Source organism: Arthrobacter sp. NPDC080031 (assembly GCF_040702485.1).
Lineage (GTDB): Bacteria > Actinomycetota > Actinomycetes > Actinomycetales > Micrococcaceae > Arthrobacter.
This window is the reverse complement of record NZ_JBFBLA010000017.1, coordinates 74094-88629: the sequence shown is the minus strand read 5'-3', so window position 1 is coordinate 88629 and position 14536 is coordinate 74094. Positions and strand designations below refer to the sequence as shown.

Annotated in this window: 13 protein-coding genes; 11 read left to right on the top strand and 2 right to left on the bottom strand. The window is 65.0% G+C overall.

The window, feature by feature from the left end; genetic code table 11:
* Positions 1–45 precede the first annotated feature (45 nt).
* From AB0323_RS15340 to AB0323_RS15330, 3 genes are all read left to right on the top strand, one after another.
* The gene (locus AB0323_RS15340) at positions 46–1167 is read left to right on the top strand and encodes an FAD-binding oxidoreductase (RefSeq protein WP_366178078.1); all 1122 of its coding nucleotides are present in this window, start codon (positions 46–48) and stop codon (positions 1165–1167) included.
* 205 nt (positions 1168–1372) lie between these two features.
* Entirely contained in the window at positions 1373–1621 is a 249-nt protein-coding gene (locus tag AB0323_RS15335) for a hypothetical protein (RefSeq protein WP_364542369.1), read from the top strand.
* Positions 1622–1844: 223 nt separating this feature from the next.
* On the top strand, positions 1845–2159 hold the full coding sequence (locus tag AB0323_RS15330) for a YegP family protein (RefSeq protein WP_366178077.1): 315 nt from the start codon (positions 1845–1847) through the stop codon (positions 2157–2159).
* Between the two features lie 185 nt (positions 2160–2344).
* On the opposite strand, the gene ligD is transcribed toward AB0323_RS15330, so the two are convergent.
* The gene (gene ligD, locus AB0323_RS15325) at positions 2345–3367 is read right to left on the bottom strand and encodes a non-homologous end-joining DNA ligase (protein ID WP_366178076.1); all 1023 of its coding nucleotides are present in this window, start codon (positions 3365–3367) and stop codon (positions 2345–2347) included.
* Positions 3368–3445: 78 nt separating this feature from the next.
* On the bottom strand, positions 3446–5272 hold the full coding sequence (gene ggt / locus AB0323_RS15320; RefSeq protein WP_366178075.1) for a gamma-glutamyltransferase: 1827 nt from the start codon (positions 5270–5272) through the stop codon (positions 3446–3448).
* A gap of 178 nt (positions 5273–5450) precedes the next feature.
* Between ggt and AB0323_RS15315 the strand changes: the two genes are divergently transcribed.
* The 8 genes from AB0323_RS15315 (at position 5451) to AB0323_RS15280 (ending at position 14341) form a co-directional block, all read left to right on the top strand.
* Entirely contained in the window at positions 5451–6440 is a 990-nt protein-coding gene (locus AB0323_RS15315; protein WP_366178074.1) for a LacI family DNA-binding transcriptional regulator, read from the top strand.
* Positions 6441–6442: 2 nt separating this feature from the next.
* Entirely contained in the window at positions 6443–7423 is a 981-nt protein-coding gene (locus AB0323_RS15310; protein WP_366178073.1) for a 2-hydroxyacid dehydrogenase, read from the top strand.
* Entirely contained in the window at positions 7420–8637 is a 1218-nt protein-coding gene (gene manD / locus AB0323_RS15305) for a D-mannonate dehydratase ManD (RefSeq protein WP_366178072.1), read from the top strand. Before AB0323_RS15310 ends, manD begins: the two co-directional genes overlap by 4 nt.
* Before the next feature lie 3 nt (positions 8638–8640).
* Positions 8641–10164, top strand: a complete 1524-nt coding sequence (locus AB0323_RS15300) for a mannitol dehydrogenase family protein (RefSeq protein WP_366178071.1) — start codon at positions 8641–8643, stop codon at positions 10162–10164.
* Positions 10161–11213, top strand: coding sequence for an NAD(P)-dependent alcohol dehydrogenase (locus tag AB0323_RS15295; protein WP_366178070.1), 1053 nt, complete (start codon positions 10161–10163; stop codon positions 11211–11213). The genes AB0323_RS15300 and AB0323_RS15295 overlap by 4 nt, the downstream gene beginning before the upstream one ends.
* Before the next feature lie 48 nt (positions 11214–11261).
* Complete coding sequence (locus AB0323_RS15290) at positions 11262–12638, top strand: MFS transporter (RefSeq protein WP_366178069.1); 1377 nt, start codon at positions 11262–11264, stop codon at positions 12636–12638.
* A gap of 78 nt (positions 12639–12716) precedes the next feature.
* Positions 12717–13391, top strand: a complete 675-nt coding sequence (locus AB0323_RS15285) for a bifunctional 4-hydroxy-2-oxoglutarate aldolase/2-dehydro-3-deoxy-phosphogluconate aldolase (protein ID WP_366178068.1) — start codon at positions 12717–12719, stop codon at positions 13389–13391.
* On the top strand, positions 13388–14341 hold the full coding sequence (locus tag AB0323_RS15280; RefSeq protein WP_366178067.1) for a sugar kinase: 954 nt from the start codon (positions 13388–13390) through the stop codon (positions 14339–14341). The genes AB0323_RS15285 and AB0323_RS15280 overlap by 4 nt, the downstream gene beginning before the upstream one ends.
* Positions 14342–14536: the final 195 nt, after the last annotated feature.

The following is a 14536-nucleotide window of genomic DNA, read 5'->3' as shown; positions in this document are numbered from 1 at the left end:
TCCGCCCCGCGCGGCCAACAACCAAACCCAAAGAAAGGGAGAGCCATGTCCTCCACGCCCCCTACCAAGCACGTCGTCGTCATCGGCGGCGGCATCCTCGGAGTCTCCACTGCGGTGCACCTGCTCCGCGAAGGCGCGTCCGTCGTCCTGCTGACCGAAAAGGGCCTCGCGAGCGAAGCCAGCGGCCGCTCGTTGTCCTGGCTCAACTCCGCGGGAGAACGGTCCACCCCGTACCACCAGCTGCGCCTCGCCGGGGTCGACCGTTACCGTACCCTCTTCGCTGCGGATCCCGGCCGTGAATGGCTGCAATTCGGCGGCGGCCTCATGTGGAACGCCGCCGGACAGCAGGCCGTCACGGAAGCACGCCACGCTTACGAGAAGTCCGTCGGGTACGACTCCAAGCTGCTGACGCCTGAAGAGATTGGATTCGCAACCCCGGGCATCAATGCAAGCGCTGTGCCGGAAATTGCCATTTTCAACCCCGGCGAGGGCTGGGTCAGCCTGCCGGACCTTATCGACTTCCTCATGGAAGAATTCCACGCCCGCGGTGGCCGGCTTGTCCTCAACTCCGGCAAGGCTTCCGTCGCGGTCGACGGCGGCCGTGCCACCGGCGTCGAGACCGCCGCCGGCGAAACCTACCCAGCCGACGCCGTGCTGGTGGCCTGCGGGGCCGCCACCCCTGCCGTCGTCGCATCGCTCGGCGTCGACATCCCGAACGGCTCCCCGGTCTCCATGCTCGTGCTCACCAAGCCTGTAGACCACGAGGTCCGGGCTGTCATGAACACCCCCCGTGCCGCCATCCGGCCCAACCCGGGAAACACTTTTGCCCTCGACCACGACTGGTACGAAGAGCACATCACCGAGCACGAGGACGGTTCCTTCAGCATCCCTGATGGCATAGTCCAGGAACTCGCTGACGAAGCGTCCAGACTCATCGCCGGCAACCCCGAGCTCAAACCGGCGTCCTGGAAGATCGGCTACAAGCCCATTCCGGGCGACGGTGAACCGGTGCTCGGTGAACTCGGACAGGTGCCGGGCTGCTATGTCGCCTTCACGCACTCCGGGGCCACGCTTGGCCTCATCGTCGGCGAATTGCTGGCGGGTGAAATCCTCACAGGGAGCAAGCACCCCATGCTCTCCACCTTCCGCCCGGGCAGGTTCTCCTAGCCGACGCAGGATGGCTGGCGCCCAAGGAAAGGCCCAGCCATCCGCAAATGCGTTCGCGTCACAAACCGCCGTTTCGAAGCCATATTCAATCGTTCTGATCCTTAAGCGATGGACAATCCGGGCGCCCTTATTACTATCTAGAGTGGATGGGGGCGAATTCCGAACTCAGCTGGGACTAGCCGGGATGAAATATCAGGAGCTGGCAATGTCGGAACCTTTGGAGTCTCAGGACCCACTCGTCGAGCCGGAACCGGTTCTGGTTTCCCGGGACGACAGTGACAGCCTGGCGGGCCTGCGTGGGCAAGCGCAGGACATCATCGACGAAGTCCTCAGCGGAACCGAACCGGGCGGCGAACACCTCAGGGCAAAACTCAGGGCCAGCATTGCCCGACACCCCGGATTCCCGGAACTGGCCCTGCTTGAGCACCTGATGAACCGGGCCAGCGGCAACTGACCAGCCCTGGGGTTGCACACGTTTTACACAGGGTTTACCCACGCGGTCTTGTTAGCCTCAACACAGTCAGCACAGACTGAAGATCACGTGAAAGACGATTCACGGTGGTTGTTCAACCAGAGCAGCGGACAAGGAATGCAGTGATGCTCCGTCCCGCCCGTAGTGAAGTCGCTACTGGGCAGGGTCCGCAGACCGGGAGGTAGCAGTGGCCGGAATATTTGAAGTGTTTGTTGACGGGGAATCCTTTTTCAGGTTCAGGCTCAAATCACCCGACGGACTCGTCATCGCGATCTCGACGCCGTTCGAGGACAAGCCCTCGGTGGTCGCCGGAATCGCCGCTGCGCGGGAGTGCGCAGGCATGGGGCTGGTCACCGACCTTTGCCCGGCGGCGGCCGTACGCGAACCGGCCGTGACTGTTCGTCCGGGCACGGATGCCCAGGCATGCCACGAACCGCGCAAGACGGTGGACGCATTCCGCACCCGCGCCAAGGAACTCCGGCGGGCGTCAGCCGCGCCCCGATGGACCGGCGTGGCGTAAGAGGGCGGCAACGTCAGGACCGACGGCGCACTGGGGGACTCACCTGGGTCTCAGCAGGCAAGATGCGCCGCCGGCCGTTTTGGTCCAGCCCTCATTCTCCCACCTTTGCCCCGCCCTGACTATCTTCACGACGGGCCTTGCCTTCACGATGAGCCTTGCGCCGGACCTTGGGACAGCGTAGTTGGTCAGTCGTGCTTGCGCGCCCGACTTGGCTGTACACGGGACGGTTCACCCGGCATCTTCGGGTAGTCGGGCGGGAACGGCAGCTCCCCGAGGCCGGCGCCGAGGTCCCGCTCCCACCATTGAAGCAGGACGTCGATTTTCCCTGCTTTGGAGTTCATGTCAGCCCAAGGGTCCCCCACGGATTTCAGCCTTCCAGGCACCGTGAGGATGGTGAAGTTCTTCGGGTCGGCAGTTTCCAGTTCCTCCCAAGTGATTGGACATGAGACCGGAGCATGGGCGAGTGCGCGCGGGCTGTACGCGCCGGCGATGGTGCGGTCGCGGTTGGCCTGGTTGAAGTCCACGAACACCCGTTCGCCTCGTTCTTCCTTCCACCAAGCGGTGGTGACCTTGTCCGGCATCCGCCGCTCAAGCTCCCGGGCGGCGGCAATCACGGCATGCCGAACGTCCAGGAACTCATGCGAGGCTTCAATCGGAGCGTAGACATGAAGTCCCCGGTTTCCTGAGGTCTTGATGAAGGTGGTCAGCCCGGCCTCCGCAAGTACGTTCTTCAGCTCAAGCGCGGCGGGAATCGCGTCGTCGAAATCTGTTCCGGGCTGGGGATCCAGGTCGATCCGCAACTGGTCGGGGTTGTCCGTGTTTTCGGCGCGTGACGGCCACGGGTGGAAGACCACCGTGTTCATCTGGACTGCCCACACGGCCGCGGCTGGCTCGTCGAGGACCAATTGGGGATGCGAGCGCGCACTCGGATAGATCACCTTTACCGAGCGGATAAAATCCGGGGTTCCTTTCGGCGGATTCTTGGAGAAGAACTGTTCTCCGTCGACGTTGTCCGAAAAGCGCTGCAGCGAAACCGGCCGGTCCCCGTTCGCCGCTATGAATGCTTCCCCGACATCAACAATGTAGTGCGCGAGGTCCAGCTTGGTCAGGCCCACCTCCGGCCAGAGAACCCGGCTGGGACTGGAGATCCGCATTTCCCGGGAACCGTTCGGCCCGTCAACGGTGAGGGTGGTTGCTTCGGTAGCCATGGGGACAAGCTACCCCAGGGCCGCCCCTTGCGTCAGCACCGCAACGGACCGAACGGACGTCGGTCCCGCGTTTCCGGCTTATGGGGACGGGTTCAACACCATTGCCGAGCCGCCGCCGCGCCGGACCGGTTCGGCGGCGGCAATCATGCTCCCGTCGGGCCTGAACTCGATCGCTGTTGCGGCACCGATCTCGGCCGCCGATGTGAAAGCGTCACCGGATGGCGTGAACCGGTGGCCATACGGTGTGAGTTGGCTCGCGAATGCCGTGATGAACTCCGGTTCGGCCGTGACCGTCGCCGTGTTGCGTTGAGAGGCGCGCGGTGCGGCGATCGCGTCGGAAATGCTCATGCCCAGGTCCACCCTGTTCAGGATCGTCTGCAGCACCGTAGTGATGATCGTCGATCCGCCGGGTGAGCCGAGAGCGAGGAACGGCTTACCGTCCTTGAGGATGATGGTCGGGGACATCGAGGAGCGTGGGCGCTTGCCGGGATCGATCCGGTTGGGATCGCTCGCGCTGTAAACGGCCGAGAAATCGGTCAGCTCGTTGTTGAGCAGGAACCCGCGTCCCGGCACCACGATGCCTGATCCGCCGGTTTGCTCGATGGTGAGCGTGTATTCGACCACGTTCCCCCACTTGTCGGCGACAGTCATGTTGGTCGTTGAGATGTTTTCGGTGTCCTTCTCGTCGGCGAGCGCCGCCGCGGAAGCCGGGCACACGCCGTCGTACGTCGACGCATCTCCCGGCGCGACGGGCTTCGTGGCCGCGTGCAACGGGTCGATCTTGCAGGCGCGCTCCTTGCCGAACAGCGGGTCGGTGAGCGCGTCGGTGGGAACGTCAACGAACGCAGGGTCGCCAACATACTTCCCCCGGTCCGCGAAAGCGAGTGCGCTCGCCTCGAGGTAGTGGTGCAGGGCAGCTGGCTTGGACATCTCCGAAAGGTTGACCGTGTCCAGGATGTTCAGCGCCTCGCCTACCGTGGTACCGCCGCTGCTCGACGGCGCCATTCCGTAGACGTCGAGGCCGCGGTAGTCGACGTGGGTGGGTGCTTGGTCCAGGGGCTCGTACGCGGCCAGGTCGGCGGGGGTCATGTGCCCCACCGGGATGGGCAGCTTAGTGGTGTCGGTCTTCGGCGGTGCCTGGACTGTTGCTGCGATCTCAGCGGCGAGTGGACCACGGTAGAAGGCGCTGATGCCCTGCTTCGCGAGGAGCCGGTAAGTCGCGGCGAGGTCGTGGTTCTGGAAGATGCTGCCGACGGCGGGTGCGTCGCCTCCCGGCAGGTACAGCTTGCTCGTGGAGCTGAACGCCGCGAAACGGAGCTTGTTGTCCAGTGTCTGCTGACGGAACGTCGGGTCGACGACGAAGCCCCGGGTCGCGACCTTGATGGCAGGCTGCAGGGCGTCGCCAAGGCTCAAGGTACCCCAGCGCTCCAGCGCGCGTTGCCAAGTGGCCGCGGTGCCGGGGACGCCCACGGAAACGCCGCTCGTGACGAGCTCAGGCGTGAAGTTGTACGGCTTCCCCGTGGCGGGATCAATGAACGCATCGTGCGGCATTGCCGCCGGGGCGGTCTCGCGGCCGTCGATGGTGCCGATCTTGCCCGTCTTCGCGTTGTAGAACACGAAGTAGCCGCCACCGCCGATCCCTGCGCTGTATGGCTCGGTCACGCCCAGGGTTGCGGCCGCGGCGACGGCGGCGTCAGCTGCGTTGCCGCCTTTGCGGAGGACCTCGATGGCCGCGGCGGATGCCTCGGGGTCAACGGTGCTGACCGCGCCGCCATATCCGGTGGCGGTGGCGGTCTTTTCAGTCTGGCGCGGATCGGCAAAGGCGGGGTTGGTGACCGCGCCGCTCGTCACGCTCAGCGCGAGTACTGCGGTTAGGGAGGCGATTCGAAGTTTGCGATGTGACATGGTCGCTCCTCAAAGGTGGTGCGAGGTGGGTGGGGCCACCCTACTCCGCCGTTGCGCGGCGCTCAACGGAACCAGGCAACTCGTGGTCGCGCAACGAGCTTGTGCAAACTCTTGACAATGTTGTACAAGCTTTTCCATACTTGTAGGACAAGGTTTCAACGAAGCAACTGGAGGACAGATGTCGGCAAAACTCACGGATGTCGCAAAGCTGGCAGGGGTGTCCCTGGCAACGGCGTCGCGGGCATTCGGAGACCCCGGCCGCCTGGCAGCTGAAACGCGGCAGAAGGTCATGGCTGCGGCCGAGCAGCTGGGCTACGAGGTACCGGGCGTCACGGGCAGCCGGACGTTCGGCGTCATCGTTCCGGACATCTCCAACGCAGTCTTCGCGGCCCTGATCAAGGCCATCCAGGATCAGGCATGGCATGGCCGCCACCGGATGGTCCTCGCTGACACTTCGGAATCCTCCTCGCGGGAACGTTCCCACCTCGAGTCCTTCGCGACAGGCGTGGACGGCGTCATCCTCTGCTCGCCCCGGCTGCCTTCCGCACAGATACACGACCTCGCAGGCGGCCTTCCGCTGGTTGTCATCAACGGCGAGGCCGAGCATGCCGCGCGGGTGCTCATGGAGGCCGGCGAGGGAATCCGCCAAGCCGTCGAGCACCTCTACGCCCTCGGCCACCGCAAGCTCGCCTACATTCCCGGCCCCGCGTCCTCATGGGCCAACGGCCAGCGGCGGGCGGCGATCACCCGCTTCTGCGCCGACTGGGGCATCGAACTCGTCACCGTGGGGAACCAGAATGCAACCGTCGACGGCGGACTGGCCGCGGCGGCGTCGGTGGTGGCCAGCGGCGCCACCGCGGTTATCGCATACAACGATCTAGTCGCCATCGGCATGCTCGCCGGCGCCCGGACCCTCGGCTACCACTGCCCGGAGGACATCAGCGTTGTCGGCATCGACGACCTCGACATTGCCGCCGCGGCAGAACCCGGACTCACGTCTGTCCGCGTACCGATTAACCGAAGCGGCGCCCTCAGCCTTGAGCTCCTCCTGGAGCAGATGGCCGGAAAGCCCACCGCAACGGAAGCGGTCCACCTCAGCTCCCAACTCATTGTGCGTGGCTCCACATTTGCTGCGCGCACCGCAGAGCAAGCCCTCCAGGGAAAGTAACCATGAGAATCGTCATCGCAGATCCCAACCTGATGCCCCACCGCTCCACTTTCGAGGCCGCGCTCCCCGAAGGGGCCCTTACCTCCTGGCACGACAGCTGGAGCGATCATGCAGTACTCACCGACCTCAAAGATGCCGACGTCTACGTCGGGCCACGCTTCACCGAGGGCATGGGCGCAGCCGCCAGCAATCTGCGGCTCGTGCACGTAGCAGGTGCAGGCTACGACGGCATCGACGCCTCCGCCCTGCCCTCCGGGACGGTCTGCGCGAACACCTTCCACCACGAAAGTTCCATTGCCGAACACATCGCCGCCGTTTTGGTGGCGCTCCGCCGCAACCTGATCGGACAAGACGCGGCGCTTCGGAGCGGCGTCTGGTCTTCCTCGGTCTACTCCTCCCAGATCCGGCAGCCGGACACACTCCGCGGTGCCGTGGTGACGTTCCTCGGGTTCGGGCACATAGGCAGTGCCGCCTGGGCACTGCTTAAGGCTTTCGGCGCGGAAGGCATCTCCATCACGCGCAGCGGCACCGTCGATGCGGAAGCGAACTGCCTGCGCTGGGCCGGGACCACCGAGCGGCTTGGCGAGGCACTCAGCGAGTCGGACGTCCTGGTGGTCAGCATTCCGCTCTCGGAGCAAACCACCGGCATCATCGGCGCGGCAGAACTCGACGACCTCGGTCCGGACGGCTTGCTCGTCAACATTGCCCGGGGACCCGTCGTCGACGAAGCCGCACTCTACGAAGCCCTGAAGGACCGGCGGATCGCGGGGGCCGCGATCGACGTCTGGTACCAATACCCAGGCCCCGACGGCCGCGGCGAACCATCCGCCCTTCCGTTCGGCCGGCTGGACAACATCATCATGACCCCGCACTCCTCCGGCGTCACCGCAGAGACCTTCCGCAGCCGCGCACTCGAGATCGCCGAAAACATCACCCGCCTTTCCAAAAACGAAACCCTGAAGAATGTAGTGATTTCCCGATGACCCGAAAAATCGTCGACGTCGACGTCCTGGTAACCAGCCCGAGCCGCAACTTCGTCACCCTCAAGATCACTACCGACGACGGAGTTGTCGGGTGGGGTGACGCCACCCTCAACGGCCGCGAACTCTCCGTCGCGAGCTACCTCCGCGATCACCTTGCCCCAGCGCTGCTGGGCAGGGACGCAGACCGCATCGAAGACACCTGGCAGTACTTCTACAAAGGGGCGTACTGGCGGCGTGGGCCGGTGACCATGGCCGCAATCGGCGCCATCGACCTCGCCCTCTGGGATATCAAGGGCAAGGCCCTCGGTGTTCCTGTATACCAACTCCTTGGCGGCGCAGCCCGCGACAAGATCCTCACCTACACGCATGCCACCGGCTGGGACCTGCCGGAATTGCTGGACTCGGTAGACCAGCGCCGCGAACAAGGCTTCCGCGCAGTCCGTGCCCAGTCCGGTGTCCCCGGGCTCGAGAAGGTCTACGGCGTCACCAAGGGCACAGCGAGTTACGAACCTGCCGGCCGCGGCGCCGGTCCAGTCGAAGAAGAGTGGGACACCTCCGCCTACCTGCGCCACGCACCCGGCATCCTCACGGCAGTCCGCGAGCACGTCGGACCCGGGTTGAAGCTCCTTCACGACGTCCACCACCGCCTCAACCCCACCGAAGCCGCCCGGCTGGCCCGCTCCCTGGAAGACGTGGACCTGTTCTGGCTCGAGGACGCCACCCCAGCCGAGAACCAGCGGCTCCTGCGCACCCTGCGCCAGCAGACCACCATTCCGCTCGCTATCGGGGAAGTCTTCAACACTATCTGGGACGCCGAGTTGCTCATCACTGAACGGCTCATCGACTACATCCGCACCGCCGTCGTGCATGCCGGAGGCATCTCCCACGTCCGCAAGATCCTGGCGCTGGCCGAGGTTTACCAGATCAAGGGCGCACCCCACGGCCCCTCCGACGTCTCCCCCATCAACCTGTCGGCATCGCTGCACCTCGGCCTGGCCACCAGCAACTTCGCCATCCAGGAATACATGGGCTACGACCCCTTGGTGTCCGAGGTTTTCCAATCAAGCTTCCGCTTCGAAGACGGCTACCTGCACCCCGGTGACGAGCCTGGCCTGGGCGTCCACGTGGATGAAGAAGCCGCAGCCCGGTTCCCCTACACACAGGCCTACCTACCCATCGCCCGGGAGCTCGACGGCTCCATGAAGGACTGGTGAATCGTGGTCACGCCAACTCTCCCGACCCTGAACGCGGGAACTCCCGGAGTCCTGAGCCGAACCGCAGCGCCAGCCCCCGGCATCGTGCACCTCGGCTTCGGCAACTTCCACCGAGCGCACCAGGCCGTCTATACGGATGCAGCCGTCGCGGCGCACGGCGGAGACTGGGGAATCATCGGAATCTCGAGCCGCTCAAGCACCATCACCGATGCCATGCACGCACAAGACATGCTGTACACCGTCGTCGAGATCTCGCCCGAGGGATCGAAGTTCTCGACGCCGCGCGTGCATACGGACGCCTTCGTTGCCGGACAAGACCCGCAGCGGGTTGTAGCCGCGATTGGCGACGAGACCACGCGCATCGTGTCCCTCACGGTTACGGAAAACGGCTACACCTACAGCCCGGCAACAGGCTCACTGAACGTTGCCGATCCCGACGTTCAGCACGATCTCGCCAGCGGCTCGGCCCCCCGCACGCCGATCGGGCAGATCGTCCGGGGACTCCAGCAGCGGGCACGGACCCACGGCGAACCAGTGACGGTGCTCAGTTGCGACAACCTCGCAGACAACGGGCGCCACACCCAGCGCCTGGTCCGCGAATTCGCCTCACTGTTGCCGACAGCTGAAGCCGCCGAGACGTTGCATTGGATCGGTGCCAACGTCACCTTCCCGTCGTCCATGGTGGACCGGATCGTGCCCGCCACGACAGATCACTACCGTAGCCTTGTCGCCGAGCAACTCGGTTACGCCGACCAGATCCCCGTGCCTGCCGAGCCCTTCACAATGTGGATCCTGGAGGACAACTTCATCGCGGGCCGCCCGGCCTGGGAGGCTGCGGGGGCGATCTTTACCGACGACGTCGCGGCGTACGAGCAGCTCAAGGTCCGGCTCCTCAACGGCACCCATTCGCTGATCGCCTACCTCGGAGCCCTGTCCGGTGCAGCCACCATTCCGGACGCTACGGGCATCGACTACATCGAAGCCGCCGCCCGCCACGTACTCCGCGGTGAATACCTGCCGAGCGTGACGGTGCCCGCAGCAGTCGACGCCGGGGCCTACGAGGAGCAACTCTTCTCGCGTTGGCGTAACTCGGCATTGGGGCACCGGACCAGCCAGGTGGGCAGCGATGGTTCCGTCAAGCTGCGCCAGCGGATCCCGATTCCAGCCTTGGAGATGCTCGACAGAGGTGCGATGCCCCACTACCTCGCCCTCACCGCGGCCGCGTACTTGTCGTGCATCGCACCTCTTCGGGGATTCGACCCCGGCAACAACGCCAACGAAATGCAAGACCCCGCCCGGAAGACACTCCAGGAGCTCGCAGCGGGATCCTCCTCCGGACAGGACCTCGCCGCCAAGGTACTGGGCGAACACCATCTCCTAGGGGACGAGCTTGCGACGCGTGGAGACTTCATCGTCCGCACCGGTGAACTGATCGACATCATCCACCGGCAAGGCCCCCTCGCCGCCGCAAACGCGGCAGCCGAGTCAACCTCACTACTTCCCGCCCAGATCCGGAGCATCCGATGACCACCCAAGCAGTCCGCCGCGCCGACGGATCCTCCCTCCCGCTGACCACGGAAGCGGCCGTCCTGCACGGCGCAGGAGATCTCCGTATCGAACAAAAATCGCTGAAGCACCTCGGACCGAACGATGTCCTGGTCGAGATGCGCTCCGGCGGCATCTGCGGCTCCGACATGCATTACTTCGCCGACGGCCGCAACGGCACCAACGTCCTTCGCCAGCCCACGGTTCTCGGCCATGAAGGTGCCGGAGTTGTCGTCGCGCGGGGTGATGCAGCCAGCATTGTCGTGGGCACCGCCGTCGTGATTGAACCGGCGGTGCCGTGCGGGAACTGCCCCACGTGCCTCTCCGGACGCTACAACCTCTGCCCGACGGGAACCTGCTTCGGTTCCCCGCCTACCGACGGGCTGTTCGCCCGCCACGTAGTGGTGCCCGAAGCCGCGCTTCACGTTCTGCCGGAAAGCGTCCCCTCCGAGGTGGGGGCAGCGATCGAGCCACTTGCCGTCGCCGTCTGGGCCGTTGAACGGGCACAGGTAGAGGCAGGGCACCGGGTGCTGATCACGGGCGCAGGGCCGATCGGCCTGCTCGTGGCGCAAGTGGCGGCCCACCGCGGCGCGTCGGAGATCATCGTGACAGACGTCAACGACGACCGGCTGGCTGTTGCGGCCCGGTTCGGCGCCATTCGGACCATCAACACCTCAATGACGGCCTTGGAGTTGAAGGACCTGGATCGCCTGATCGAGTGCTCCGGCAATACGCGTGCGCTGGCCGACGGCATCTACGCCCTAGCCCCAGCCGCACGGGCCACCGTGGTGGGCCAGGCCCGCCCGTCCGTCGACGGGATCCCGCTCGGCTTCCTCCAACGTTTTGAAATCGATCTGGTGACCGCGTTCCGGTACGCCAACGCGTTCCCGACGGCGATCCAGCTCGCCTCCTCAGGCGTAGTGGACCTCCGGTCAATCATCACGGCAACTTATCCACTCGCCCACGCCGCGGCCGCGCTCACGGCCCCGGTGACGGACCCCACCAACCTCAAAGTCCTCATCACCTACTGACCCGGCCCAAGTACGGGCCAGCGGACATCCATTCAAAGGAGTATGGAAATGACCACAGCAGCAAACCTCCCGCCCACGCCGGTGGACCAAAGCAAGGTCCGGAAGGCCGCCGTCGCCGGACTCATCGGTACCACGCTTGAGCTGTACGACTTCGTCATCTACGGCACCGCGTCGGCACTCGTGTTCAGCAAGCTCTTCTTCCCCAATATTTCCCCGGCGGCAGCGCTGCTGGCCAGTTTCAGCACCTTCGCCGTCGGATTCCTTTTCCGTCCGCTCGGCGGGATTTTCTTCTCCCACTTCGGTGACCGCCTCGGCCGCAAGTGGGTCCTGGTAGTCACTCTGCTTCTCATGGGCGGGGCGACGCTGGCAATCGGGCTCCTGCCGACCTTTGGCCAGATCGGACTCCTTGCCCCGATCCTGCTGTGTATCTGCCGCGCGGCGCAAGGCTTCGGCGCCGGTGCTGAACAATCGGGCGGCGCAACGCTGCTCACCGAATCCGCCGCGCCTGGAACCCGAGGCAAGCTGGCGTCCCTCATCATGGTCGGCGCCGCCGCCGGTACGGCGCTCGGAGCACTGGTGTGGATCGCGGCGCAGTCCTTGGCACCCAACGACATGCTCACGTGGGGCTGGAGGCTCGTCTTCCTCTCCAGTATCTTCGTCACCATCGCCGCGCTGGTCATCCGGCGCAAGCTGGACGAGTCACCGGTCTTCGAAGAGATCAAGCAGGCCCGCACGGAACCCCCGGCACCCCTGCGGGAAGTTGCCAAATACGGCAAGGCCAACGTCCTGCGCGTCATCCTGATGAACTTCGGCGTCAGCACCCAGTCCTACACCATCCAGGTGTTCATGGCCTCCTACCTCATCAGTGTGATCGGAACGGATCCCAAGTTCATTCCTCCAGTGCTCCTCATCGGGTCGCTCTGCGGCGGCGTCGCAGCTGTGTCCTTCGGAATCCTTTCCGACAAGATCGGGCGCCGGCGCGTCGTCTCACTCATCACCGGGTCACTCATCCTCTTCCCTGCCCCCGCGTTCCTGCTGCTGACCACCGGCTCCCCGGTAGCCATCGTGCTGGTAATGATCATCGGCTTCATGCTGGCCTGCCAAGGTGTGGTGGGCGTGCACATGAGCTATTTCCCTGAGATCTTCGGCAGCCGTTACCGCTATGCAGGCGTCACCTTGGGCCGCGAATTCTCGTCCATCATCGGCGGAGGCATCGCTCCGATGATCTGCGCTGCCCTGCTGGGCATGTTCAGCAACTCCTGGATTCCCGTTGCGATCTACATGTCGGTGACCATGCTCATCAGCTTCATCGCCACGCGGATGACCCCCGAGACCCTGAACCGCGACCTCACGGATCCTGAGGACGCCGCGCACGGCAAAAGCAGGATTGTTCCGGTGACCTCCGAAGCGCAGCACGTCCAATAGCACCCGAAGGTCTCCCGACGGCGGCGCGTGCCGCCGTCGGGAACGCCCGCCAGCCAACCAACATACGAAGGACATCCAATGCTCCGCCTCGAGAACCCGGACACCGTCTCCCGTCCGGCCCCGTCCGCCATCCTCTGCAACTCCAGGGTCGTCGCTGTGCTGCGGGCCGGACACGCGAAGGACTACGGCCCTGTCATCGAAGCCCTCCGCGACGGCGGGGTGCTCAGTATCGAGCTGACGCTGAGCACGCCGGGAGTATTCGAGGAACTTCCCCTGCTACTGGAGCGCTTCGGCGGGTCTGTGGAAATCGGCGTCGGCACCGTGACCACTCTTGGCGAGGCCGAAACGGTACTCGAGCTGGGTGCCGCGTACATCGTTACGCCCGTCACCGAACCGGACGTCATCACCGCCTGCGCTCAACGCGGCGTGCCCGTCTTTCCCGGTGGGCTCACCCCCACCGAGCTCAACACCGGTTGGAAGCTGGGTGCCACCGCCGTCAAAGTCTTCCCCGCTTCCACGGTCGGCCCCGGCTACGTATCCCAACTGCGCGGCCCCTTCCCCGACATCCAAGTGGTCCCTTCCGGCGGCGTCGAAATCGGTGACGTCCCGGCTTGGATTCGCGCAGGAGCATTGGCTGTCAGCCTCGGAGGTCCGCTCCTCGGCGACGCCTTCAAAGGCGGGAGCCTGACTGAACTGACTACGCGGGCCCGGCGGGTCCGCGCACTCGTTGACGAGGCAGGTGGCAAGAAATGACCACCAAACCTTATGTCGTCACCCTCGGCGAAACCATGGCGCTCATGGCTTCGGACACACCTGGCCCGCTGGCCCATGCGTCCACCTTGAGCCTTGGCATCGGAGGGTCCGAGTCGAACGTGGCCATCGGCCTGCAACGCTTAGGCGTCCAAGCTGTTTGGTGCGGCCGCATCGGAGCGGATGCCCTCGGCCGGCTTGTGGAGCGGGAGATTCGCGCTGAGGGGGTAGATGTCCGCATCGCCGTCGACGACGACGCGCCCACCGGCCTGATGATCAAGGAACGCCGCACACCCACGGCCCAGAAAGTTGCGTATTACCGCTCCGGGAGTGCCGGTTCCCGGATTGCCCCCGACGACGTCGACGATGAACTGATTGCGGGGGCTGCGTTGCTCCATGTCAGCGGCATTACTCCGGCGCTCTCTGCCCAGGCGGCGTCCACTCTTCGCTATGCCATCGCTGCGGCCAAAGCCTCCAGTGTTCCTGTTTCCTTCGACCTGAACTACCGCAGCAAGCTCTGGAACGCCGAAACCGCCGGACGCGCCTACCGCGGGATTATCCCGGACGTCGACATCGTGTTCGCCGGCCTCGAAGAGGCCGAACTCGCGGTCGGAACAGCCTGCGACGCCGAGGAGGCCGCCAGATGCATCGCCGCCATGGGTCCCAGCCAGGTGGTTATCAAGTTGGGCGCAGACGGCGCCTTGGCATTCGTCGACGGCCAGATTTTCAGGCAGGACGCACTGTCCATCGAAGCCGTCGATACCGTGGGCGCCGGCGACGCCTTCGTCTCCGGCTACCTGGCCGAATTCGTAGGGGGCCTGGGCGCGGAGGAGCGTCTTCAGACAGCCGTCAGCACGGGTGCTTTTGTTTGCCTCGTACCAGGCGACTGGGAGGGGCTCCCCCGGCGCGATGAACTGCGGCTCCTCGGCAACCACGAACCGGTCAGCCGGTGAGCGCATTCTTGAGCAGTCATTTCGAAAACCCTTGAGTTGGCCCGCCACGCGGAGAGGCGGGACAAGCAAGTAGCGGGAGGGCAAGTAGCGGGAGGGCCCTGAATGCATGGCCTACGCCTCTGCGCCCCGCGACAGCCGAACCGTAACTTTCCCTCGGTGCAGGACGATTACCCCAACGGGGACCAATGTCCATGC

Excerpts from the sequence above, each read along its gene's own strand:
- AB0323_RS15340 (WP_366178078.1), top strand. The coding sequence starts at position 46 with ATGTCCTCCACGCCCCCTACCAAGCACGTCGTCGTCATCGGCGGCGGC.
- AB0323_RS15335 (WP_364542369.1), top strand. The coding sequence starts at position 1,373 with ATGTCGGAACCTTTGGAGTCTCAGGACCCACTCGTCGAGCCGGAACCG.
- ligD (WP_366178076.1), bottom strand. The coding sequence starts at position 3,367 with ATGGCTACCGAAGCAACCACCCTCACCGTTGACGGGCCGAACGGTTCC.
- ggt (WP_366178075.1), bottom strand. The coding sequence starts at position 5,272 with ATGTCACATCGCAAACTTCGAATCGCCTCCCTAACCGCAGTACTCGCG.
- AB0323_RS15315 (WP_366178074.1), top strand. The coding sequence starts at position 5,451 with ATGTCGGCAAAACTCACGGATGTCGCAAAGCTGGCAGGGGTGTCCCTG.
- AB0323_RS15310 (WP_366178073.1), top strand. The coding sequence starts at position 6,443 with ATGAGAATCGTCATCGCAGATCCCAACCTGATGCCCCACCGCTCCACT.
- manD (WP_366178072.1), top strand. The coding sequence starts at position 7,420 with ATGACCCGAAAAATCGTCGACGTCGACGTCCTGGTAACCAGCCCGAGC.
- AB0323_RS15295 (WP_366178070.1), top strand. The coding sequence starts at position 10,161 with ATGACCACCCAAGCAGTCCGCCGCGCCGACGGATCCTCCCTCCCGCTG.
- AB0323_RS15290 (WP_366178069.1), top strand. The coding sequence starts at position 11,262 with ATGACCACAGCAGCAAACCTCCCGCCCACGCCGGTGGACCAAAGCAAG.
- AB0323_RS15285 (WP_366178068.1), top strand. The coding sequence starts at position 12,717 with ATGCTCCGCCTCGAGAACCCGGACACCGTCTCCCGTCCGGCCCCGTCC.
- AB0323_RS15280 (WP_366178067.1), top strand. The coding sequence starts at position 13,388 with ATGACCACCAAACCTTATGTCGTCACCCTCGGCGAAACCATGGCGCTC.